Here is a 22,606-nt window from a genome sequence, read left to right on the forward strand (position 1 = left end):
GGCGGTTCAACCCATCGGTTCCGCGCGGCGGCTTGGCGAGGGGCGCGGAAACGGGCATGACCGCCTGCCCGGCCCGCAAGGCCGCCGAAGAGACCGTCGATGTCCGTCGCCGCCGACCGCACCGTCCTGCTGGACCGCGCCTTGCTGCCGCGTTTTGGCCTGCTGTGCCTGGGCATCTGGCTGAACGCCGCCGACACCCTGGTCACCGCCACCATCATGCCCAGCGTCGCCCGCGAGGTCGGCGGCCACCAGTATTTCGGCTGGTCGGTGGCGGCCTATCTGATGGGCTCGATCGTCGCCGGCGCCTGCAGCGGCAAGTTCTCGCAAGGCCTGGGCCTGCGCCGGGCCACCGCCTTCGCCGGCGTGGTCTACGCCGCCGGCTGCGCCATGAGCGCCCTGGCCCCCGAGTTCGTCACCTTCGTCGTCGGACGGCTGATCCAGGGACTGGGCGCGGGGGCCGTGGTGGCCCTTTGCTACGTCGCCATCACCGCCCTGTTCCCCGAGAAGCTGTGGCCGCGCGTCTACGGCGCCGTGGCCGGCGTCTGGGGCGGGGCGACCCTCCTGGGACCGCTGCTGGGCGGGGTCTTCGCCGCCGCCGGTTTCTGGCGGGGCGCGTTCTGGGCCTTCGTCATCCAGGGCGTGATTTTCGTCGTCGCCGTGCTGGTCATGCTGCCGGGCGAGAAGCGGGCCGAGAGCCGCACGCGCATCCCCAGCCGCCAGCTCGCCCTGCTGGTCGTCGGGGTCAGCCTGATCGGCGCGGCCGGGGTCGTCGCCTCGCCGGCCACCGCCGGGATCTGCGCGGTGCTGGGCGTCGCGGCCATGGCCGCCATGCTGGCCGTCAACCGCCTCTCGCCCGACCGGCTGCTGCCGCGCTCGGCCGCCGACCTTTCCACCGCCACCGGCCTTGGCCTGCTGGTCATGTTCGCCTGCGAGGCCGCCGCCATCGGTTTCACGGTCTACGGCCCGGCCTTCATCCAGGCCCGCCACGGCGCCTCGCCGCTGGTGGCCGGCTACGTCACCGGCGGCATCGCCGCCGGCTGGACGGTCTGCGCCATGCTGGTCGCGCGCCTGAAGCCCGAGCACGAGCCCCTGGCCATCCGCGCCGGCGCGCTGGTGATCCTCGCCGGCGTCGCGGCCTCGGCCCTGGCGGTGTCACGCGGCGGGCTGTGGAGCACGGGCCTGGCGCTACTGGCCGTCGGCTGCGGTTTTGGCCTCTGCTGGGCGTTCCTGGCCCGGCGCACCATCGCCGGCGCTCCGACGCAGGAGCAGGCCCTGGCCTCGTCGGCCGTGCCCACGGTGCAGCTGATCGGCGGCGCGACCGGCTCGGCCGCCGCCGGGGCCATGGCCAACCTGCTGGGCTTCGGTCACGGCATCGACCCCGCCGCCGCCTTCGCCCACGGTCCGTGGCTGTTCGGGGCCTTCGTGCCGCTGGCGCTGGTCGGCTTCGCGGCGGCCTGGCGACTGGCGCGGGACTGACCCGCCTTCAGCGGTCGCTGGAGCTGCTGAGGGCGATCAGGGCCAGGGCGGGATTCTGGGCGACCGCCAGCATCGACACGGCGGCCAGGGCGCTGTCGTCGCGGCCGTCGGCCTCGGTGGCCGCGCCAGGGATCGGCGTGACGATGGACTCGGGCGGCGCGCCCGGCGCGGGGCCGATCTCCAAGTCGGGACGGTAGCGGAAGATCTCGGCGCGGACGGCGTCGACGCCCAGCGCCAGGGGCGCCAGATCGATCTCGACATCGGCTCCCACCGCGCGGTCCGCGGCGTCCAGGCTCGGCAGGTCGTTGGGACCGAGCCGCAAGCCGAGCTTGCCGGAGCGATGGCGGACGCGCGGGCGCACGGCCTGCAGCACCGACCAGGGAACGGTGCAGCCGAGCTCACGCGCATAGAGGCCGTCCGCGTCGATCCGCAGCTCCACCCAGTCCTCCAGCGGCTTGCGCCTCCAGGCCAGCCAGCCGAAGCCGCCACAGAGCGCCAGGGCGTAGACCACGCCCCAGGCGTCGCCGTACCACCAGGACTGTCCAGCCAGCAGCAGGCCGATGGCGAGGCCGCCGAGCGGCGCGCGACGTTTCCAGCGGGCCTGGAACAGGGTCTTGCGGCTGGCGCGCCATACGCCGAGTTCGGGCTGATCGGGGGCGTCCTCGCGCCGGCCGGCCAGCCAGAATGCGACGGCCGCCAGGCCGCCGGCCACGAACAGCGGCGGTCCGACCTCGGGCGAGCCGCCCCAGACGCCCAGCAGCAGGCCGCACCAGATCGCCGTGGTCGTCATTTCGCGCGCGATCTCGCCGGTGGGCAGGCTCGTCCGCACGCCGTTCGCGACCTTGCGCAACGGCGTCATGTCCGCCGAACCTCTATCGGACGGGACGTCTGGATCATGGGGCGGCGCCTGCTTCATCACCCTAAGGTAGCGTGGCCGTGGCGGCGATCAATCGCGCTCAAGCCTCCGCCAGCGCCGTCGCCTCGACCAGGCGCACGACGTCGCCCATGATCTCGGTGATCCGGAAATCCTTGGGCGTGTAGATTCGCGCCACGCCCATCTGCTTGAGGATCAGGGCGTCGGCCTCGGGGATGATGCCGCCGGCGACGACGGGGATGTGGTCGAGACCCTGCGCCCGCATCAGCCGCACGACTTCCTGCACCAGATCCAGGTGCGAGCCCGACAGGATCGACAGGCCCACGACGTGCGCCCGGCTTTCCTTGGCGCGGCGGACGATCTCCTCGGGCGTCGAGCGGATGCCGTCGTAGACCACCTCCATGCCGCAGGCCCGGGCCCGGGTGGCGATCTGCTCGGCGCCGTTGGAGTGACCGTCCAGGCCCGGCTTGCCGACGAGGTAGGTGAGCGTGCGGCCCAGCACCTGCGACACCCGCTCGACTTCCTTCTTCACCGCCTCGACATCCTCGGCCTCGCCGGTGGAGACGACGATCGCCACACCCGTCGGGCCGCGATATTCGCCAAACACTTCGCGCAGCGCGCCGGCCCATTCACCGGTGGTGACCCCGGCCTTGGCGGCGGTGATCGAGGGCTCCATGATGTTTCGGCCATCAAGCGCGGCGGCCTTCAGATCGGCCAGGGCGGCCAGGGCGGCGGTCGCGTCGCGATCCGCGCGCCAGGCCTGGATGCGGGCGACGACCTCGGCTTCGAGCTTGGGATCGATGGTCTCGATATTTCCCTCGCCGGCCGACAGGGGCGAGGGCTCGCTGTCGGTCCAGCGGTTGACGCCGACCACGGTGAGGTCGCCGGTCTCGACCGCCCGCACCCGCTTGGCGTTGGAGGAAACCAGCTCGGCCTTCATGTAGTCGATGGCGCTAGCGGCGCCGCCCATCTCGTCGATCAGGGCCAACTGCTCCAGCGCCCCCTTCGACAGCTCGGCGACCTTGGCCTCGACCACGTGGGAGCCGGCGAACAGGTCTTCGTATTCCAAGAGGTCGGTCTCGTAGGCCAGGACCTGTTGCAGCCGCAGCGACCACTGCTGGTCCCATGGGCGCGGCAGGCCCAGGGCCTCGTTCCAGGCCGGCAGCTGCAGGGCCCGGCAGCGGGCGTCCTTGCTGAGGGTGACGGCCAGGGCCTCGATGAGAATGCGGTAGACGTTGTTCTCGGGCTGCGGCTCGGTCAGGCCCAGGCTGTTGACCTGCACCCCGTACCGGAAGCGCCGGGCCTTCTTGTCCTGCACGCCGTAGCGCTCCAGCAGGATCTCATCCCACAGCTTGGTGAAGCTGCGCATCTTGCACAGCTCGGTGACGAACCGCACCCCGGCGTTGACGAAGAAGCTGATCCGCGAGGCGACGATCTCGAAGTCTTCCTCGGGCACCTGGCCGCCGGCCCGGACGGTGTCGAGCACGCTGATCGCCGTGGCCAGGGCGAAGGCCAGCTCCTGCTCCGGCGTCGCCCCGGCCTCCTGCAGGTGGTAGCTGCAGACGTTCATCGGGTTCCATTTCGGAACCTCGCGATAGCACCAGGCGATCATGTCGCCGATCAGCCGCAGGCTCGGCCCCGGCGGGAAGATGTAGGTCCCGCGCGACAGGTATTCCTTGATCAGGTCGTTCTGGGTGGTGCCTTGCAGCAGGCCCCGATCCGCCCCCTGCTCGTCGGCCAGGGCGACATACATCGCCAGCAGCCAGGCGGCCGGAGCATTGATGGTCATGGAGGTGTTCATCTTCTCCAGCGGGATCTCGCTGAAGAGGGCGCGCATGTCGCCCAGATGGCTGATGGGCACCCCGACCTTGCCGACTTCGCCGCGCGAGAGGATGTGGTCGGGGTCGTAGCCGGTCTGGGTGGGCAGGTCGAAGGCCACCGACAGGCCGGTCTGGCCGCGCGCTAGGTTCGAGCGATAGAGCGCGTTGGATTTCTCGGCCGTCGAGTGGCCGGCATAGGTGCGGAAGATCCACGGCGGATCGGGCGCGTGCTGATAGGCCTTGTCCGACATCCTGCGCTCCCGGCGATCTTTTATGATTATCGCCGGATGATGCGCCGGTGTTGGGTGCGGTGCAATATGAGGCTTCGCAGGTGCGCAATGCTCCTTCTCCCCTTGCGGGAGAAGGTGTCATCCGAAGGATGACGGATGAGGGGTCTCTCAGACTTTTGACGCCGCACCCAGCCTGTCCGCTGTCGCAGCGGCCAGGCCTATCGACCCCTCACCCGACCCGCTTCGCGGGCCACCCTCTCCCGCAAGGGGAGAGGGATCATTCCTTGGTGAAGCTCTCGGGAACTTCCGGGTTCTGCCCCGCCTTGCCCCACAGCACGATCTCATTGCCCCACGGATCCCGGAAGGCGTGGTTGTAGCCGTTGAACTCGGCCCAGTAGTGGTCGCGCCAGAGCAGGGTCGCACCGAGCTTCTCGGCGGTCCCCAGGATGCGGTCGGCGCTGTCGTCGTCGCCGATCAGGATCCAGATGCGGGGCTTGCGGCCGTCGGTGGACAGGGCGCGGGGCTCGACTCCGGTGGCTTCCGGATGCGGGCGGGCGTTGGCGGCGTCGAAGATACCCAAATGCAGGTTGCCGATCTGGCTGTCGCTGCCGTCGGGGTTCTTGAACTGACCGCCCGGGACCATGCGGTGATAGATCCCCTGCGGCCGGGCGTCGTTCTGCCAGCCGAACACCTCAGCGTAGAATTCGCCGGCCTTGGCGGGATCGTCGCTGGCCAGGTCGACGAAGATCAGGGTGTTGGTCACGGGCGGAAGTCCTTGGTTGCGGTGATGGGGCCGCCCTCGTGCTTCGACAGGCTCAGCATGAGGGCTACTGTTGAAGCGGCATTCCGGACCTCACCCTGAGCTTGTCGAAGGGCGGGGTCCGGTTGCTCAATCGAAGCCGATCGAGAGCGACACCTCGCGCCAGGCGTCGATGTCGGCCTTCAGGCCGTCGATCGCGTAGCCGGCGTAGTGCAGGGCGTCTTCGCCCAGCAGCAGGTGCAGGGGCGGCTCGGGCGCATCGACGATCGCCAGCACCGCCAGGGCGGCCTTCTTCGGGTCGCCGGGCTCGGAGCCGGCGTGGTCGGCCATGATCCGCTCGGCGTCGCGCGCCAGGCCGTCATAGTCGGCGAGCTTGCCGGCCACGATCGTCTTGGAGCCCTTGGCGAAGCTGGTGCGCAGGCCGCCGGGGGCGACGTTCGTGACCTTGATCCCCAGCTCGGCGACCTCCGCCGCCAGGGTCTGGGTCAGGCCTTCCAGGGCCCACTTGCTGGCGCAGTAGACGCCGGTGCCGGCCCAGACCGCCAGGCCCGAGACGGAAGTGATGTTGACGATCCGCCCCGCCCGCCGCGCCCGCATGGCCGGCAGCACGGCCTTGAGCACGGACAGCGGCCCGAAGACGTTGGTTTCGAACTGGGCGCGGACCTCTTCCAGCGAGGCCTCCTCGACCGCGCCGACCAGGCCGTAGCCGGCGTTGTTGACCAGCACGTCGATCTGGCCGGTCAGAGTCTCGGCGGCCTTCACGGCGTTCCCGACGGCGACCGGGTCAGTGACATCCATGACCAGGCCGTGGGCGCGGTCGGGCGCCAGGGCCTCGAAGGCGGCGACGTCGGCTTTCCTGCGCACCGTGCCGGCCACGACGTCGCCGCGCGCCAGCGCCGCCGCGGCGATCTCGCGCCCGAGCCCGCCGGATACGCCGGTGATCAGCCAGGTCTGGGTCATGTTCGCATTTCCTATCGCTCGTCATCCCGGCCGTAGCGCAGCGGAGAGCCGGGACCCAGGGGCGACCGCAGTGCGCGGGCCCCTGGGTCCCGGATAAGCCCTTCGGGCTTTCCGGGATGACGGCCTTAATTGAACTTAGAAGGGCTTATCGCCCTTCACCCACAGGCGGTGCATGGTCCGGAAGTACTTCTGGTCGTCGTACAGGGTGCCGGTGTGCAGGGTGCAGCGGTTGTCCCACATCAGGATGTCGCCGGGCCGCCACTTGTGGGCGTGGACGAAGCGGTCCTGGGTCATGAACTCCACCAGCTCGTCCAGCAGCGCCAGACCCTCGGGGCCAGGCTTGCCGATCACTTCGGTCACCGTGCCGGTCGAGGGCCACAGGGCCTTGCGACCGTCCGAGGGGTGGGTGCGGATCAGCGGGTGCTCGACGTCGGGATTGGCCGCCTCCATCTCGGGCGACAGGATCATCTGCTCGCCGAAGGTGCGGGTGGCCATGAAGTGCTTGTAGCTGTGGTGCAGCTGGAGCGGCAGCAGCTCGGCCTGCTTTTCGGGGCTCAGTGCGTTCCAGGCGGCGCAGCCGTCGGCTAGCAGGGTGTCGCTGCCCTCCTCCGGCGCTTCCACGCAATAGAGCATGGTCAGCATCACCGGCTCGGGCTTGTAGCTGTAGTCGGTGTGCCAGCCGACGCCATCGTTGTGGGCCCCGATCGGCTGGCCGTCGACGACGCGGTTGGAGAGGATGAAGATCTTCGGATAGCCCGGCAGGGTGAAGCGGGTCTGGGTGTGGTCTTCCGGATCGCCGAACCGGCCGATGAAGGCCATCAGGTCGTCCGGCGTCATGGTCTGGTCGCGCACCAGCACCGCCCCGTGGGCGTGGAAGGCGGCGACCACGCCGTCCAGCTCGGCGTCCGAGGCGGTCGGCAGGTCGATGTTCAGGATCTCCGCGCCGAAGTCGTCTTGCGCGCCCTTCTTGAGGGGCTTGGTGGCCAGGGCGGGCGGTGCTTCGGCGAGCATGGGATCGACCTTCGGGTGACTGTATGGCGGCAAGCCTAGGCGGCTGAAAAACCACGGTCTTGCCTCAGAGCGCCCTCTCTCTTTCCCCCGTCTCGTGCGCGTATGGTCAAAAGCCCGCCTCCTGTACGCCCCGGCGACAGCAGCGCCCGTTCGGCGGGCGACGGCGCGGCGCGCCCATGCGGCTGACCAAGTTTTCGTGCGCGCTGGAGCAAGACCGGGGCGGGTAGCGGCGCCAGCCTTGGGTCGTCTTCTTCCTTTCAGCGAGCGCCCGGCCGTGACCCTGTTCAGCGACGCCTTCTTCGACGGGCTGTCCAGCTCCACCCAAGAGGTGGGCGCGGCCGAGACCCTGCCGCCGGCCTGCTACACCGACACCGCGTTCTACGACTTCGAGAAGGCCGCCCTGTTCGACCGCGAGTGGCTGTGCGTGGGCCGGGTGGACCAGGTGCAGGAGCCCGGCGACTTCTTCACCACCGAGATCGTCGGAGAGCCGATCCTGGTCACCCGCAACCGGGCCGGCGAGATCAAGGCGATGTCGTCGGTGTGCCAGCACCGCGCCATGCTGGTGGCCGAGGGCAAGGGCAACGCCCGCGGCTTCGTCTGCCCCTATCACCACTGGGTCTATTCGCTGAACGGCGACCTGGTGAACGCCCCGGCCATGGACCGCACCTGCGGCTTCGACAAGAAGAAGGTCAGCCTGCCGACCTTCAAGGTCGAGATCTGGCTGGGCTTCATCTTCGTCAATTTCGACGCCGAGGCCGCGCCCCTGGCTCCGCGCCTTCAAGCCGTCGAAGCCGCCATCGCCAATTTCGACCTCGAGACCGCCGAAGCGCTCGAACCCATGACCGGCCAGTTCGCCTGGAACTGGAAGGTGATGTTCGAGAACAACAACGACGGCTACCACGCCAGCAAGCTGCATCGCGGCGTGCTGCACGACTTCATCCCCAGCGAGCTGGCCAGCTTCCCCGAAGCGAAACCCGAAGACGCCGGCTTCCTGCGCTACAACGGCACCCTGCACCCCGACGCCAGCTTCAACCCGACCCAGAAGGCGGTGCTGCCGATCTTCCCCAAGCTGTCGGACGAGGACCGGGGCCGGGCGACCTTCGCCAACATCCCGCCGACCCTGTCGCTCGTGATGACCAGCGACATGGTCATCTACCTGATCCTGCGGCCGACGGGTCCGGAGACCATGGCCCAGGACACCGGCATCCTGGTCGCCCCCGGCGCGCGCGACAGCTACGGCTTCAAGGAGCGGCTGGAGATGATCATGACCTCGGCGGGCCAGATCATCGCCCAGGACATGCATGTCGACGAACTGGTCCAGAAGGGCCTGCGCTCGCGCTTCGCCATCCGTGGCCGCTATTCCTGGCAGGAGGGCGCGCAGGTGCAGTTCAACCGCTGGCTCGCCCCACGCTACCAGGCGCAATGGGCGCGGCTGAAAGGCGGCGAGGCGCCCGCCGCTCCGGTGGAGGCCGCCTGAGATGACCTCGCGCCTTCCCGTCGTCTTCTTCGGTCACGGCAGCCCGATGATCGCGCTTGAGACCAACGACACGACCAAGACCTGGCGCGCCATGGCCGCCGAGATCGAAGCCCGCCACGGCAAGCCCAAGGCCATCCTCTGCGTCTCGGCCCACTGGATCACCAAGGGCGTCGGCGTCACGGCCATGAGCAACCCGCGCACCATCCACGACTTCGGCGCCTCGTTCCCGCGTGCCCTGTTCGAGGTGCAGTACCCGGCGCCGGGTTCGCCTGACCTTGCGGCCCGTGTGCGCGACCTGCTGGCCCCTGAGATCCCGGTCGTGCTGGACGAGCGCCAGTGGGGCTTCGACCACGGGACCTGGTCGGTACTGTGCAAGGCCTATCCCGAAGCCGACGTGCCGGTGATCCAGCTGTCGATGGACGGGACCAAGCCGCCAGCCTGGCACTACGAGATGGGCAAGCGCCTGGCCTCGCTGCGGGATGAAGGCGTGCTGATCGTCGGCACCGGCAACATCGTCCACAACCTGCCGGCCATGGACTGGGGCGACCGGCACTGCCCGCCCTATGACTGGTCGCAGCGCTTCAACGAGGCGATCAAGACGGCCATCGCCGACGACCAGCCGCTGACCGCCGTCGAGTTCGAAAAGCTCGGCGAGGACGCCCGCCGTTCGGTGCCGACGCCCGACCACTACTGGCCGCTGCTCTACGTGCTGGGCGCGCGCCTGCCCGGCGATGTCGCCCGCTTTTCCCCCGACCACATCGAGCACGGCTCGCTGAGCATGACCAGCGTCACGCTGGCCGCGGCCTAAACGGAGATCCCGATGCCCTTCATCTGCGAACCCGGCCAGGTCCGTCCCGACGTCGCGCCCGGCGCCCTGCACCACCTCAAGGCCACGCCCGAGACCATCCACTGGGGCTATTTCGATCCGTCGATCAAGCCGGCCCTGCGCATCAAGAGCGGCGACCTGATCCAGGCCGAGGCTGTCACCCATCACGCCGGCGACGCTCCCGACCTGATGATGGACGAGGCGATCACCCGCATCTTCACCGAGGTGCCCGAGGACGACCGCAACCCCGGCGTCCATATCATGACCGGCCCGATCTACATTGAGGACGCCAAGCCCGGCGACGTGCTGGAGGTGCGCTACCTGCGCATGGTCCCGCGCAACAATTACGGCTCCAACCTCGCGGCCAACTGGGGCTATCTCTACAAGGAGTTCGGCGAGAAGGAGCGGGTGACGATCTACGAGCTCGACGCCGACTACAACACCGCCAGCGCCCTCTACGCCTACGACTTCCCGGGCAAGTACCTGACCCCCGGCACGATTACCAACTGCCCCGAATGCGACCGCCAGAGCGCCCTGCCGGGCGTGCGCATCCCGGCCCGTCCGCACCTGGGCACCGCCGGCGTCGCGCCGGCCGTCGACGGCCGCGTCAGCACCATCCCACCCGGCCTGCACGGCGGCAACATCGACAACTGGCGGATCGGGGCCGGGGCGACGATGTATTATCCCGTCCAGGTGGAGGGCGGGCTGTTCTCCATCGGAGATCCCCATGTCAGCCAGGGCGATGGCGAACTTTCAGGCACCGCGATCGAAAGTTCGCTCAACGTCCTGATGCAGATCGTCCTTCGCAAGGATTTCGAGACCCCGGGGCCTTTGCTGGAGACCCCCAAGTGGTGGATCGTCCACGGGTTCGACGAGGATCTCAACGTGGCCATGCGCCAAGCCTCCCTCAACATGCTGAGCCTGCTGTCCGATCACGTCGGCCTGACCAAGAACGACGCCTATTCGCTGATGAGCGTGGCCTCCGATTTCGGCGTCACCCAGGTGGTCGACGGCAAGCAGGGCTGCCACGTGCGCATTCCGCGCGACATCTTCCCGAAGAGAACCTGAGGCCTTGCGCGCCTGGTCGTTCAGCACCGACAGCTACCCCCGCGCCGAGCGGGCCGACGCCTGGCGCGAGGCCATGTCGCGCCTGGGCCTGCCAGTCGAGAGCCTGTCGGAGCTGGAGCCGGCCTCGACCTCGGTGGTCTGCCTGACCAGCCCGCTGGGCATCGAGTTTGCTTTGGTCAACGCCGGGGCCCAGACAATCTCCGGCCGGCTCACCAACCAGCCGGCGGCGGTGTGGATGGCGGTGCTGCTCGACGGCCAGGCGGCGGTGGTCAGCGACGACCTGGGCGAAGACCTGGCGGTCGGCGACATCGCCTTCGGTCCCACTGGCCAGGCGGCCGCCCTGCGGCTGGCCACGCGCTGCCGGCTGATGTTCGTCCGCGCCCCGCGCGTGGCCCTGAACCACCGCCTGGTCGCGCCGCGCGCGCTTCGCGTGGGTCGCCTTCGGGGGGAAGGCGGCGTCAAGCACATCCTGTCGGGCCTGCTGCGCTCGACCGCCGATGCGCTGGAGGACCTGACCGTCGACCAGTTGCGGCCCGTCGAACTGGCCCTGGCCGAGTTCCTGGGCCTGTGCTTGCTGGAGGCCGGCGAAGAGCGCGGCGCGGCCTGGCCGACCGACGCCCGCAGCGCCCACCTGCAGCGCCTGCGCCAGACCATCGAGACCCTGCTGCCCGACCCGAACCTGACCATCCGCCGGGTGGCCGACGAGGAGGGCGTCTCGCCGCGCTACGTGCAGAAGCTGTTCGAGGGCGTGGAGGAGACCTTCAGCCACTATCTGCGCACCCGCCGGCTGGAGCGCTGCCGCAACGACCTGGCCAGCCCGCAGTTCGCCCGGCTGTCGATCTCGGAGATCTGCTTCCGCTGGGGCTTCAACGGCAGCGCCCACTTCAGCCGCGCCTTCCGCGACCAGTACGGCTGCTCGCCCCGGGATTTCCGCCGCAGCGTGCGCGACGAGGAGCGGGTCGCGGCCTGAGGTCCGGCGACGCTCGCACGGCCTATGGCGCCCTGGCGGCCGGCCTTGCTATGCTCTGTCGATGAGAGGTCGGAAGCCTCTTCGCGAAACCCATCCCAGTGGGTTGTCAGGGTGTTCTGGGAGGGGCGCATGGATTCCGAGAACGGCACGACCATCGACGACCTTCCCGACGACCTGACCGCCAAGGCGTCGACACCTCGGGACGCCGCCCTGCCCGAGCTGCTGGCCGATGTCGCCAAGGTCGCCAAGATCGAGGTGGTGCCCCAGATCCTGGAAGTGGTCTGCCGGACCACGGGCATGGGCTTCGCCGCGGTGGCCCGGGTCACCAAGGACCGCTGGATGGCCTGCGCCGTGCGCGACGAGATCGGCTTTGGCCTGCTGCCCGGCGGCGAACTCGAGGTCGCCACCACCATCTGCGACGAGATCCGCGACAACCAGATGGCCGTGGTCATCGACCACGTGGCCGAGGATCCGGTCTGGCGCGACCACCACACGCCGCTGAAATACGGCCTGCAGAGCTACATCTCGACGCCGATCCACCACAACGGCCAGTTCTTCGGCACCTTGTGCGCCATCGATCCCCGCCCGGCCAATCTGCGGGGCACCCAGGCCCTGGCGACCTTCGAGCTGTTCGCCAAGCTGATCGGCAGCCACCTGGACGCCCAGGACCGCCTTGCCGAAAGCCAGGTCGCCCTGGCCACCTCGCAGCGGGCCTCGGAGCTGCGCGACCAGTTCATCGCCGTGCTCGGCCACGACCTGCGCAATCCCCTGGCGGCGATCAACGGCGGAACCCGGCTGCTGCGCAAGGAGCCAACGCGCGAGAAGGCCGAGTTCATCCTCCGCCAGATGGATCAGAGCGTCGCGCGGATGGCGGGGCTGATCGACGACGTCATGGATTTCGCCCGCGTGCGTCTGGGCGGCGGCTTCGGGCTCGAGGCCCGCGCCGTCCCGCCAGAGGCGCTGAACCAGTCGCTGGAACAGCTGGTCGCCGAACTGCGCAGCGCCCAGCCGCATCGGCGGATCGAGTCCGAGATCTCCGTGAGCCAGACGGTCGTCTGCGACCAGGCCCGGATCGCGCAGATGCTGTCCAACCTTTTGGGCAACGCCCTGACCCACGGCGACCCGGCCAAGCCGGTGAGGGTCGAGGCCGTCACCCGCGACGGCCTGTTCGTGCTGGCGGTGGTCAATGGCGGCCCGGCCATCCCGCCGGAGACGATGGCCAAGCTGTTCCAGCCGTTCACGCGCGGGTCGGCCGAGATGCAGCAGGGACTGGGCCTTGGCCTCTACATCGCCTCGGAGATCGCCCGCTCCCACGGCGGCGCCCTGGCGCTGGAGTCCGACGACCAGGAAACCCGCTTCTCGTTCTCTAAGCGGCTTTAGGGAGCGCGCGCCTATGAAGACCTTGCTGGCGATCGTCATGAGCCTGGGCTTGGGTCTTGTCGGCGGTGTCTCCGCCGCCTGCGCCGCGCAGTGGCCGAACGGCGCCAAGGCGGCCGTGGCCCTAACCTATGACGACGCCCTGGTCTCGCAGCTCGACAACGCCGTGCCGGCCCTGGACGCGGCCGGCTTCAAGGGCAGCTTCTTCCTGTCCGGCGTCAAGGCGGCCGACCTTCCGCGCTGGCGAGCCGCCGCCGCCGAAGGCCACGAACTGGCCAACCACACGATCTTCCACGCCTGCCCGGCGGCCAACTTCCCGGCCGATCCGCGCTATGTCGCCGAGGCCTATACGCCCGCCAGCCTGCTCAAGGAGATCGAGCAGCAGAACGTCCTGCTGACCGCCATCGACGGCAAGACCCGCCACGGCTTCGCCACGCCCTGCGGGGCCAGCAAGGCCGGCGGCGTCGACTATCTGGAGGCGCTGCGGGCCTCGGGCCTGGTGACCTACGCCCGGGGCGTGGTGACGACGCCGGAAGACCTGGCCGGCGCCAGGATCGACCCGATGCACGTCCCCTCGCGCGGCTTTCCGGAGAGCGTGACCGGCGCCCAGCTGATCGACTTCGCCAAGAGCGCCGCGGCCGGCGGCGGGGTGGCGGTGTTCCTGTTCCACGGCGTGGGCGGCGACTACCTGCAGGTCTCCAACCCGGCGCACCAGGAACTGCTGGCCTGGCTGAAGGCCCATCCCGACCAGGTGTGGGTGGCGCCGTTGCAGGAAGTCATGGACTGGGCCGCGGCCCACCCGTGAGCCTCTAGGGCCGATCGACATTCACCGGTTTGGGCTCATTTTTCACCGAGCCTCCCCGCGAAGGCGGGGATCCAAGCCGAGGTTGCGGTCGATCCACGGTCACGCCTCATCCTGAAATCCAGCTTGGGTCCCCGCCTTCGCGGGGATGCGCGGATTTGAAGGTCGCGAACAGCCGAATGTCGATCCGCCTCTAAGCCTGCGGGCACTTGGCGCCCGTATCGATCCAGGCCTGCACCAGCTCGCCCAGCTGGGCCTGCGTTCCCGGCGCGGGCTTGCGGCCCTCGCCTGGGGTCCAGCTCCAGCCGACCAGGTGGTCGTGGGCCACGTGCTGCTGCAGCTGGGCCAGGGTCTTGCCGCCGTTGCGGGCGGGATCCTTCAGCTGGGCGCAGATCGCCCCTAGCGACTTGCCCTGCCAGGCCATCTTCGCCGGCGCCACGGCCCATTTCGGATCGCCCGGCATGCTCTTGATGTGCTCGCCGAAGGTCGCGACGTTGGCCGGGCCATGACACGACCGGCACGGCAGGCCGTCCGGCCCATGACCGGCCTCGCCGGCCACCATCGGCGGGTCGTGCGGATGCAAATCATCGCCCTGGGTCGGGACGCGGGTGGCCGGATGGCAGTTCAGGCAGCGCGGGCTCTGGATCACCTTGCCGGCCTCGGCGAAGAGGGCCAGCGAGCGGGCGGCCGGGTCCTTGATCGACTGGAAGTCGGCGGCGGTCTTCAGAACGACGGGGGACGGGGGCGGCGGCTCGCCCTGCGCCAGGGCCCCGACCGCCAAGGCCCCGCCCGCGAGGGCAAGGCCGGCGATCAGCAGCAGGGCGGCGGGGCGGGGCATCGGCATCTCCGTCTCCCCCAACCCTGCAACGGCCGGGATCAGGCGCCGGTTGCCTCGTTCAGGAAGCGCTCGATCCAGACGGCGATGCGGCGGCTGTCGTTGGGCGCGGCCAGCGAGGCCACCGCCGCGTCGGCCTCGGTTTCCGAGAACCGCGTGCCCCGCCGGCTCTCGATCAGCGCCCTGGCGTAGGCGACGTCGAATTCCGGGTGGAACTGCATCGACATGGCCTTGTCGCCATAGGCGAGCACGCCGAACGGGGTGAAGGCGCTGCCGGCCAGCACCCGCCCGCCGGGAGCCAGGGCCACGACCTGGTCCTGGTGCGAGCCCGGCGCGCTGACGCTGGAGCCGTCATCCATCCAGCCGGCCGCGTGCGACACCGCATAGCTCTGCAGGCCGATGCCCCAGCCGCGCTCGGACTTCACGGCGCTGCCGCCGAAGGCCTCGGCCATCACCTGGTGGCCGAAACAGACCCCGACGATCGGCGCCCTGTCGCGGGCGTTGGCCAGGAAACCCTTCAGCGGCGTGATCCACGGCAGATCGTCATAGACGCCCGCCGAGCTGCCGGTGACCAGCCAGGCGTCGCAGGCGTCGACCGCATTGGGCAGCTCGCCGGCCTGGACGTCGAAGGTCGTGTAGTCGTGCCCGGGCCCCAGCAGGCGCTGGAACATGCCGCCATAGCGGCCGTGGTCGGGGATCAGGCTTTCGGGCGGCTCGCCCGTCTCCAGGATACCAATACGCATCGTCTTCCCGTCGGATCTTCCCGTTATCGCGTCGCCCCGGGCTTCCACAGCACGTCCCGCGCGCCGTCGGAATTGGCGCGTCGGGCGGCGACGAACAAGAGGTCCGACAGGCGATTGAGATATTTCAGCGCCGGCTGGCCGACGATCTCGCCTTCCGTCGCGGCCAGGGCCACGCAGGTGCGCTCGGCCCGGCGGCAGACGGTGCGGGCCACGTGCAGGGCGGCCGACAGCGGCGAACCGGCCGGCAGCACGAACGAGGTCAGGGGCGAGAGACGTTCGTTGATCAGGTCGATCTCGGCCTCCAGACGCTCGACCTGGGCCTCGACCACACGCAGCGGCTCCCATTCGGGCTTTTCGTTCTGCTCGGGGGTGGCCAGATCCGCGCCGAGGTCGAAGAGGTCGTTCTGGATCCGCTCCAGCATGGCGTCGAGCTCGGGATCCTCGCTCGCGTGCTGGCGGGCGACGCCGATGAAGGCGTTGGTCTCGTCGACCCCGCCATAGGCCTCGACCCGCAGGGAAGCCTTGCTGACCGGCTCGCCCGTCGACAGCCGCGTCGAGCCCTTGTCGCCCGTGCGGGTATAGATGCGGTTCAGGACGACCATCCCGTTACCCTCTGAAACAAAGCTGCAAAATCAGCAGACTAGTAAAGCTAACGGTGGCTCCACCAGAAGGCGGCCACCAGCACCAGCACGGCGACGAACTGCAGCACCACGCGCAGCCGCATCAGCCGGTTGGAATAGGACCGGCCGAAGTCGCCGCCGCGGAACAGGGCGTAGATCCCGACGCACAACGTCGCCAGCACGGCGAACAGGGCGACGGGGATCAGGATCTGAAACAGGTTGGCCATGGCTCAACCTAGGCCGGAGCCCCCGGGAACGCCAGCACCGCCCAACTCACCCCAAAGTTCACAGAACACGTTCGGCGAGTGTGTTCGTTGAGTGCATTTGTCGCATCGACGGATGATGAGCGCTACCATAGAACGAAAACCAGCCAAGGTTCATCGATTTTGGCTATATTTGTGGGTTGAAATCCCTTGCGCACAAGGGTAGACGGCCCCACCTGAATTCACAGTGCGCGTTCGTTGAACATGATCGACACCCAGCCGCGGATCGTTCAGCGCAGTTTGTTTCCGCGGTCGGTCTGGAGAGAAGACGACATGTCGCAGAGCGCCCGGCTCACCGCGGCTCCCTCCGAACGGGAAGAAGCCCTGGCGGAAGTCCGCCAACTGATCATCGACCTTCGAGACGCCGCCCAGGATGGGCGCGACCTCGCCCGCCGCTACGCCGACGTCCTTCAAAACGTCGTCGACGAGTACTGCATCGAATTTGAAAAGCGCGCTGAAGCCGCGCTCGCCCGCCTGGAGGCCGCCGCATGAGCTTTGTATCCGTCAACATCGAGTCCGGTTCCGAAACCCCGGTGAAGCTGACCCGCCGGGCGCTCGCCAAGCAGCGCACCCGCGAACGCGTGCTGTCGGCCGCCCGCCAGCTGTTCAGCGAGCGCGGCTACGAAGGCGCCACGATCCGTGACATCGCCCAGGCCGCCGGCATGTCGACCGGCGCGGTGTTCGCCAGCTTCTCGGACAAGAGCGAGCTGTTCGACGAGATCCTGACCGCCGACTACGAAGTCATCTACGCCCAGATGAAGCAGGCGGCTCGCGACGGCGAGAACGTCGCCGACGCCCTGATCGGCCTGTTCGGCGTGGCCTACAGCTTCCACCTGGAGCAACTGCCGCTGCTGCAAGCCAGCATCGCCGTTTCCTGGACCCGTTCGGACGCCGCCGAGAAGCGCGCCCGCGGCGACATCAAGCACCTGTTCGCCCTGATCAACGACGCCCTGGAGCGCGGTGTGAAGGCCGGCGAACTGAAGGCCGACGTCAACACGAAACTCGTGGCCGAGATCGCCTGGGACGTGTATGTCGCCAACTATCGCCGCGCCGTCTTCGACGGTTGGACGGTCGAGAACCTGGTGGCTCACCTGCGCGAACAGCTCACGCTGATCCTCGCCGGCGCGCGCGCCTGAGGACGGTCCCGCCGGGGGGCGGATCGTCCCCCGGTCGGCCAGGCCAACGAAAAGAATGACGATGCGGACGTCCGTTGGGGTCGGGCGTTCGGGTCGATGTGCAATCAGCGCTGCGTGTCCGGAGGGGGAACTGCGTGGGCGTACGTGACGAACAGAAACAGGCGACGCGCGAGCGCGTGCTCGAGGCCGCGCGCGACCTGTTCAACGAGACCGGCTACGAAGAGACGACCATCCGCGCCATCGCCGAACGGGCGGGCGTGTCGGTGGGCAGCGTCTTCACGACCTTCGCCTCCAAGGCCGAGGTGCTCAGCCATGTGATGCAGCGGCGGCTCGGCGATCTCTATGCCGAGTTCGACCGGGTGCTGCCGTTCCTGCGCGGAACCACGGCGGATCGGCTGTGCTCGATCTTCGCCATCCACTACGAGTTCGAGACGCGACGGGTGCGGCTGTTCCTGGCCCACATCGCGGCTTCTTACAGCCCGACCAACGACCCTGGGGTCACCCCCTACGGCCGCAACGAACACCTGGCCGACATGCTGGAGATGGTGCTGCGCGACGGCGTCGGCCGCGGCGACGTGCGCCCCGACCTCGACTTCGCCCTGACGGTGGAAGTGCTGAAGGCCTGCTACGCCTCCAACTACCGCCTGGCGGCCGCCCAGGGCGCCGACGCGACAGCGATGTCGGCGGCCATGGACCGCCAGATCGGCCTGATCGCCAGCGGCTGGCGGCCGCGCGCCTGATCCCTCTCCCCTTGCGGGAGAGGGTGGCCCGCGAAGCGGGTCGGGTGAGGGGTCTCTCAGAAATCGAAGCTGCGTGCGGTGTCCAGGCTGGGTGAGGCGTCTCAAGTCTGAGAGACCCCTCATCCGACGGTCGGAGTTTACCCTCGGGCCGGCTTCGCCGGACCCGGGGGGCCGCCACCTTCTCCCGCAAGGGGAGAAGGACCCTAGTTCCCGTCTTCCAGCAGGCGCCGGGCGATGACCTGGGCCTGGATCTCGCCGGCGCCCTCGAAGATGTTGAGGATGCGGGCGTCGGCCAGCAGCCGGCTGGCGGCGTATTCCATGGCGAAGCCGTTGCCGCCGTGGATCTGCAGGGCGTTGTCGGCGGCGGCCCAGGCGACGCGGGCGGCGATCAGCTTGGCCATGCCGGCTTCCAGGTCGCAGCGCTTGCCCTCGTCCTTCTGGCGGGCGGCGAAATAGGTCAGCTGGCGCACGCCCATGATCTCGGCCGCCATCATGGCCAGCTTGTTGTGCACCCGGGGGAAGGCGAAGATCGCGTCGCCGAACTGCTTGCGGTCCAGCGCGTAGGAAAGCCCGACCTCCAGCGCCGCCTGGGCCACGCCCACCGCGCGGGCGGCCGTCTGGATGCGGGCGCTCTCGAAGGTGGCCATCAGCTGCTTGAAGCCCTGGCCCGGCACGCCGCCCAGCAGGTTCTCGGCAGGCACCGCGAAACCGTCGAAGCCCAGCTCGTACTCCTTCATGCCGCGATAGCCGATGACGCCGATCTCGCCGCCGCTCATGCCCTGGGCCGGGAAGTCGGCGCCCTCCACGCCGCGCGGCTTGGGGGCCAGCAGCATGGAGAGGCCGCGATAGTCGGTGGTGGCCGGGTCGGTGCGGACCAGCAGGGTCATGACGTCGGCGCGGGCGGCGTGGGTGATCCAGGTCTTGTTCCCGGTCACCACGTACTGCTCGCCCTCCAGCACGGCGCGGGTGCGCAGGGAGCCGAGGTCCGAGCCGGTGTTGGGCTCGGTGAAGACGGCCGTCGGCAGGATCTCGGCGCTGGCGATCTTGGGCAGCCAATACTGCTTCTGCGCTTCGGTCCCGCCGGTCAGGATCAGCTCGCCGGCGATCTCCGAGCGGGTGGCCAGCGAGCCGACGCCGATCCAGGCCCGCGACAGCTCTTCGGAGACCACGCACATGGCCGTCTTGCCCATGCCGCTGCCGCCGTATTCCTCGGGGATGGTCAGGCCGAACACGCCCAGCGCGCCCAGTTCCTCGACCAGCTCGATCGGGATCAGCTGGTCCTTCAGGTGCCAGTCGTGGGCGAAGGGCGTGACCTTCTCCTCGGCGAAGGCGTGGAACTGGTCGCGGATCATCTCGAAGGTCTCGTCGAGACCGGTGTGCTCGAGCGTAGGACGTCCCCGGGCCTCGGCCAGGCGCTGGGCGACGCGGGTCTTCACGGCCTGGGTCCCGCCCTCGACCATCAGCTTCATGATGCCGTTGGAGAACAGCCGGTTCATCACCGAGCGATCGGTGACCAGGTGCGCGGGACGCACGATCTCGCCCTGGTTCATCGGCACGCCGCCGATCAGCTGGGCGGCGTATTCACTGAACAGAAGCTGGGCCAGCAGGGCCTCGATCTCGCCGAAGCGCCCCTCGCCTTCCAGCCGCTCGGCCCAGCCGGCGACCTGGTTCATCAGCTCGGCATAGGCGGCGTACCAGCCGAAACCGTGCACGGCGTGCTGCTGGGCGTCGGCAAGCTTGCGGTCGATCCTGCCATCCTCACCGCTGACGCCCGCCTTCACCGCCGGCTTGGCCTCGGCGACGAACAGCTGGGCCGAGGTCGCCGCTTCGCGCAGCAGACCGGTCAGGCCGGGAAGGATCAGGGACTTGGACTCCTGGGCGACCGCGTCGGTCATGGCTCTCGAACTCCCCTGCGCCGTACTTCTATTTTTCCGGCACTCTGATCTCTTTCGCACCTGCGAGCAATGCCGCGACGCAGCATGCGGTTGCGCGCGGCATGGCCCTTAGATCGGGATCGGATCAGGAGAGCGCGCGCCCGCCCCGAAGGACGGGCGCGCATCAGGCTACTTGGGCTTGGCGGCCGCGGGAGCCTTGGCGGTCGTCGTCGGCGGCACCACCGCCGCACCAGCCACCGCCCACGAGAAGTCGGCCTGGGTGTTGCTGGTGGTGAAGTAGGTCGTGTCGGTGAAGAACGAGATCGGCGCGGTGTAGTTCGCCGGATAGGGCGCGTTCGCCGCGATCACCGCCACGCCGTGGCAGCTCATGCAGTTGGAGGTGATGCCCGACGGGATCTGGGTGCTGGTCTCCAGATAGGGGTTGAAGCACACCGTCATGGTCGAGCCGCCCGGCGTGGTCGTCTGGTTGTAGGCGGTGCAGCTGGCGTAGTTGTTCCACGGCGTCTTCAGCGTGGCGGGTTGGCCCTGCTTGCTGCCGGGGAAGCCGTTGGGCGTATCGCCGCCCGGCTGCCACCAGAAGGTCTGCCAGGTCCAGAACGGGATCTCCTTGGTGTTGACGTGCATGGCCTGCAGCACCGCGTAGTCGCCTTCCGCGGCCGACGGCGGCGGCGGGGCTGGCGGCGGCGGCGGCTGGTTGGCGGCGTTGTAAGCGACCGCCTCGGCCTTGCTGAGCTTGACCGCGTAGAAGGTGTCCAACCCGCCCCACAGGTAGGTCTTGCAACCGCTGAAGTAGTTGAACCCGGCCGCGTCCTTGGCCTTGGCGGCCTCGTCCTTCGTGGCCGGCCGCACCGCGCCCTTGTAGGTCGGGTCGATCAGCACGCAGGTGGTCCAGGTCGGCGGCATCGGGTTGGTCGCATTGGTCGAGCCCGACGGCCCCTGCCACAGGGGCTGGATCGTCAGGCCCGTGGCCTTGACCAGGCCGAACACCGGCTTGAGTTCGATGCCCCGCACCGGAAAGACATTGATCGTGCGGTTCTGGGCCGGCGTCGTGGCCGGCCAGGCCGCGTTCAGCAGGCCCAGGTCGTTGCCGTTGGAATAGGTGTAGGTCCCGCCCGGTCCCTGTTGGGTCGAGTCGATGAAGGCGGCCGCCTCGGGGCTGAACTTGTTGAACGCGGTGATGGCGCCGTCGAATTGCGGGCTGGGGATCCCGCCCCGGCCGTGGTGGAACTGGTTGGGCGAGATGAACTGGTGCGGCGAGCGCGGCGCCTTGACCCGGTCGGCCACGGTCGTCTTGGGCGTATTGGCCGTCGCCTGCAGGCCGGTCGGAGCCGGCGGGAACACTTCGTTGCTGCCGGCCCAGGTGTCCCAGATGGGCAGGTCCTGGCCGTTGAACACCTGGCCCGACGGCTGCGACATGGCCTGCCAGATCTGCCAGGCGTGGTTGCGGATGGCCGCGGTGTCGCTGTTGTTGATCCAGCCCTGGATCGTGGCCTGGGCGACCGGATAGTCGGCGGTGGTCGGCAGCGGCACGGGCGTGATCACCGCCGCATCCAACAGGACCTCGGGCTTGGACGCTTCCGGAGCCTTGCCGCAGCCCCACAGCCCCGCGCCCAGCACGACGGCCGCGGCCGCCGCGAAAGCGATCTTCCTCATGACATCCCTCCCCGACGCGGTGTTGCGGGCCGCGTGGCGGCCGCATCATGACGCATGACGATCCTTCTGGTTGTGTATTTCGACACCACGACCCCAGGGGCGCGAAAAGCGCCGCCTGACCGGTCTCCGAGAAAAATTTCAACATGAACGAATTCTGTCGAACGGCCTGACGGCGCGGTTCAGCTTCGCCCTGCCATGTTGCGTCTCACGGGGCCGACGCGCCCCGGCAAAATCATAAGGGACGAAGGACACTCGCCATGCAAAAGACCACCACTCTGAAGACCATCGGTCTGACCATCGCCGCCGCCGCCACCGCCTTTACCATGGCCGCGGCCCCGGCCGCCAACGCCGTCGAACAGCGCCTGGGCGGCGTCGTCGGCTGCGAGGCCTCGGGCAAGAAGCAGGAAACCGGCGCCGTGATCGGCGGCCTGCTGGGCGCCGTCGCCGGCTCGAACCTGGCCAAGAACGACCGCGGCACGGGCACCGCCATCGGCGCCGTGGTCGGCGCGGGCGCCGGCTCCTACGTCGGCTGCAACATGCAGAAGAAGGACGCCCGCAACGACGTCGGCGGGGCCTACAAGACCAGCAACGGCATCCGCATCTCGCACAACATCGACGCCGCGCCGATGACCAAGATCAGCGGCAAGTACGTCGCCCGCTCGAACCTGAACCTGCGCGCCTCGGCCTCGACCCGCGGCCAGCGCGTCGGCTCGGTCGTCACCGGCGAGACCTTCCAGGCCCTGGGTCGCACCGGCGACGGCAAGTGGATCCTGGTCGGCCAGAACGGCGTCGGCGTCGGCTACGTCTCCAGCGCCTACGTCTACCGCGCCTAACGGACGCTAGGGGCGCGCCCCCACCCCCGTCCCCCGCGCGCTCCGTGCGAGCCCGCCTGGCCCTTCCCCCCCCTGGCCAGGCGGGCTTTCCGCGTTTTGCCACCCTCTACTCCCGTCATTCCCGCCCTTGTGGCGGGAACCCCTGGTTCCGCTCGCAGATGAAGAGCCAGCGGACTGCTCAGCAGTCCGCCCCATCCGCCCTTGCGGCTGACAGAGGGTTTCCCGCCACAAGGGCGG

Annotated in this window: 22 protein-coding genes and 1 pseudogene; 12 read left to right on the forward strand and 11 right to left on the reverse strand. The window is 69.1% G+C overall.

The window, feature by feature from the left end; all coding sequences use genetic code 11:
• The first annotated feature begins 99 nt into the window (after positions 1 to 99).
• Entirely contained in the window at positions 100 to 1,476 is a 1,377-nt protein-coding gene (locus tag AC2YHT_RS11505; RefSeq protein ID WP_487289840.1) for an MFS transporter, read from the forward strand.
• Positions 1,477 to 1,483: 7 nt separating this feature from the next.
• Here AC2YHT_RS11505 and AC2YHT_RS11510 read toward each other — a convergent pair whose 3' ends face one another.
• The 4 genes from AC2YHT_RS11510 to AC2YHT_RS11525 all read right to left on the reverse strand — a co-directional run bounded on the left by AC2YHT_RS11510 (position 1,484) and on the right by AC2YHT_RS11525 (position 6,120).
• Positions 1,484 to 2,335 (reverse strand): hypothetical protein, encoded by an 852-nt coding sequence (locus AC2YHT_RS11510; protein ID WP_487289842.1) that lies wholly within the window; start codon positions 2,333 to 2,335, stop codon positions 1,484 to 1,486.
• 97 nt (positions 2,336 to 2,432) lie between these two features.
• Positions 2,433 to 4,421 (reverse strand): methylmalonyl-CoA mutase family protein, encoded by a 1,989-nt coding sequence (locus tag AC2YHT_RS11515; protein WP_487289844.1) that lies wholly within the window; start codon positions 4,419 to 4,421, stop codon positions 2,433 to 2,435.
• Positions 4,422 to 4,677: 256 nt separating this feature from the next.
• Positions 4,678 to 5,163, reverse strand: a complete 486-nt coding sequence (locus AC2YHT_RS11520) for a VOC family protein (protein WP_487289846.1) — start codon at positions 5,161 to 5,163, stop codon at positions 4,678 to 4,680.
• Positions 5,164 to 5,289: 126 nt separating this feature from the next.
• Complete coding sequence (locus tag AC2YHT_RS11525) at positions 5,290 to 6,120, reverse strand: oxidoreductase (RefSeq protein WP_487289848.1); 831 nt, start codon at positions 6,118 to 6,120, stop codon at positions 5,290 to 5,292.
• On the opposite strand from AC2YHT_RS11525, the pseudogene AC2YHT_RS11530 reads away from it, so the two are divergent.
• Positions 6,119 to 6,214 (forward strand): annotated as a pseudogene (locus tag AC2YHT_RS11530) (hypothetical protein); the annotation flags it as partial. The gene AC2YHT_RS11525 and the pseudogene AC2YHT_RS11530 overlap by 2 nt on opposite strands.
• 41 nt (positions 6,215 to 6,255) lie before the next feature.
• Here AC2YHT_RS11530 and AC2YHT_RS11535 read toward each other — a convergent pair.
• Positions 6,256 to 7,131, reverse strand: a complete 876-nt coding sequence (locus AC2YHT_RS11535; RefSeq protein ID WP_487289850.1) for a TauD/TfdA dioxygenase family protein — start codon at positions 7,129 to 7,131, stop codon at positions 6,256 to 6,258.
• A 274-nt stretch (positions 7,132 to 7,405) separates the two neighbouring features.
• On the opposite strand from AC2YHT_RS11535, the gene AC2YHT_RS11540 reads away from it, so the two are divergent.
• The 6 genes from AC2YHT_RS11540 to AC2YHT_RS11565 all read left to right on the forward strand — a co-directional run bounded on the left by AC2YHT_RS11540 (position 7,406) and on the right by AC2YHT_RS11565 (position 13,654).
• A complete protein-coding gene (locus AC2YHT_RS11540; protein ID WP_487289852.1) occupies positions 7,406 to 8,608 on the forward strand; it encodes an aromatic ring-hydroxylating oxygenase subunit alpha in 1,203 nt (400 codons plus the stop codon).
• A 1-nt stretch (position 8,609) separates the two neighbouring features.
• Positions 8,610 to 9,416, forward strand: a complete 807-nt coding sequence (ygiD, locus tag AC2YHT_RS11545) for a 4,5-DOPA-extradiol-dioxygenase (protein WP_487289854.1) — start codon at positions 8,610 to 8,612, stop codon at positions 9,414 to 9,416.
• Between the two features lie 12 nt (positions 9,417 to 9,428).
• Positions 9,429 to 10,502 carry an acetamidase/formamidase family protein gene (locus AC2YHT_RS11550; protein ID WP_487289856.1) on the forward strand — a complete coding sequence of 358 codons (1,074 nt, stop codon included), beginning with the start codon at positions 9,429 to 9,431 and terminating at the stop codon, positions 10,500 to 10,502.
• A gap of 4 nt (positions 10,503 to 10,506) precedes the next feature.
• Positions 10,507 to 11,472 (forward strand): helix-turn-helix domain-containing protein, encoded by a 966-nt coding sequence (locus AC2YHT_RS11555; RefSeq protein WP_487289858.1) that lies wholly within the window; start codon positions 10,507 to 10,509, stop codon positions 11,470 to 11,472.
• 129 nt (positions 11,473 to 11,601) lie between these two features.
• Positions 11,602 to 12,852 carry a GAF domain-containing sensor histidine kinase gene (locus tag AC2YHT_RS11560; RefSeq protein ID WP_487289860.1) on the forward strand — a complete coding sequence of 417 codons (1,251 nt, stop codon included), beginning with the start codon at positions 11,602 to 11,604 and terminating at the stop codon, positions 12,850 to 12,852.
• 13 nt (positions 12,853 to 12,865) lie between these two features.
• Entirely contained in the window at positions 12,866 to 13,654 is a 789-nt protein-coding gene (locus AC2YHT_RS11565) for a polysaccharide deacetylase family protein (protein ID WP_487289862.1), read from the forward strand.
• 190 nt (positions 13,655 to 13,844) lie between these two features.
• Here AC2YHT_RS11565 and AC2YHT_RS11570 read toward each other — a convergent pair whose 3' ends face one another.
• The 4 genes from AC2YHT_RS11570 to AC2YHT_RS11585 are packed head-to-tail and all read right to left on the reverse strand — an operon-like array spanning position 13,845 to position 16,076.
• Complete coding sequence (locus AC2YHT_RS11570) at positions 13,845 to 14,489, reverse strand: Isoquinoline 1-oxidoreductase subunit (RefSeq protein ID WP_487289864.1); 645 nt, start codon at positions 14,487 to 14,489, stop codon at positions 13,845 to 13,847.
• A 38-nt stretch (positions 14,490 to 14,527) separates the two neighbouring features.
• On the reverse strand, positions 14,528 to 15,229 hold the full coding sequence (locus tag AC2YHT_RS11575; RefSeq protein WP_487289866.1) for a type 1 glutamine amidotransferase: 702 nt from the start codon (positions 15,227 to 15,229) through the stop codon (positions 14,528 to 14,530).
• A gap of 23 nt (positions 15,230 to 15,252) precedes the next feature.
• Positions 15,253 to 15,831, reverse strand: a complete 579-nt coding sequence (locus AC2YHT_RS11580) for a cob(I)yrinic acid a,c-diamide adenosyltransferase (RefSeq protein WP_487289868.1) — start codon at positions 15,829 to 15,831, stop codon at positions 15,253 to 15,255.
• A gap of 47 nt (positions 15,832 to 15,878) precedes the next feature.
• Positions 15,879 to 16,076, reverse strand: coding sequence for a twin transmembrane helix small protein (locus AC2YHT_RS11585; RefSeq protein WP_487289870.1), 198 nt, complete (start codon positions 16,074 to 16,076; stop codon positions 15,879 to 15,881).
• 309 nt (positions 16,077 to 16,385) lie between these two features.
• Here AC2YHT_RS11585 and AC2YHT_RS11590 point away from each other — a divergent pair, with 309 nt between their 5' ends.
• From AC2YHT_RS11590 to AC2YHT_RS11600, 3 genes are all read left to right on the forward strand, one after another.
• Complete coding sequence (locus AC2YHT_RS11590) at positions 16,386 to 16,604, forward strand: CC0731 family SpdR-regulated protein (protein WP_110119254.1); 219 nt, start codon at positions 16,386 to 16,388, stop codon at positions 16,602 to 16,604.
• Positions 16,601 to 17,248 carry a TetR/AcrR family transcriptional regulator gene (locus tag AC2YHT_RS11595; RefSeq protein ID WP_110119245.1) on the forward strand — a complete coding sequence of 216 codons (648 nt, stop codon included), beginning with the start codon at positions 16,601 to 16,603 and terminating at the stop codon, positions 17,246 to 17,248. The genes AC2YHT_RS11590 and AC2YHT_RS11595 overlap by 4 nt, the downstream gene beginning before the upstream one ends.
• A gap of 134 nt (positions 17,249 to 17,382) precedes the next feature.
• On the forward strand, positions 17,383 to 17,988 hold the full coding sequence (locus tag AC2YHT_RS11600) for a TetR/AcrR family transcriptional regulator (protein WP_487289872.1): 606 nt from the start codon (positions 17,383 to 17,385) through the stop codon (positions 17,986 to 17,988).
• Positions 17,989 to 18,191: 203 nt separating this feature from the next.
• Here AC2YHT_RS11600 and AC2YHT_RS11605 read toward each other — a convergent pair whose 3' ends face one another.
• Positions 18,192 to 19,883 (reverse strand): acyl-CoA dehydrogenase family protein, encoded by a 1,692-nt coding sequence (locus tag AC2YHT_RS11605; RefSeq protein ID WP_487289874.1) that lies wholly within the window; start codon positions 19,881 to 19,883, stop codon positions 18,192 to 18,194.
• Positions 19,884 to 20,051: 168 nt separating this feature from the next.
• Positions 20,052 to 21,536, reverse strand: a complete 1,485-nt coding sequence (locus tag AC2YHT_RS11610) for a hypothetical protein (RefSeq protein WP_487289876.1) — start codon at positions 21,534 to 21,536, stop codon at positions 20,052 to 20,054.
• A 257-nt stretch (positions 21,537 to 21,793) separates the two neighbouring features.
• Between AC2YHT_RS11610 and AC2YHT_RS11615 the strand changes: the two genes are divergently transcribed.
• On the forward strand, positions 21,794 to 22,369 hold the full coding sequence (locus AC2YHT_RS11615) for an SH3 domain-containing protein (RefSeq protein ID WP_487289878.1): 576 nt from the start codon (positions 21,794 to 21,796) through the stop codon (positions 22,367 to 22,369).
• Positions 22,370 to 22,606: the final 237 nt, after the last annotated feature.

It is taken from the genome of Caulobacter sp. SRI_008, from assembly GCF_057586355.1.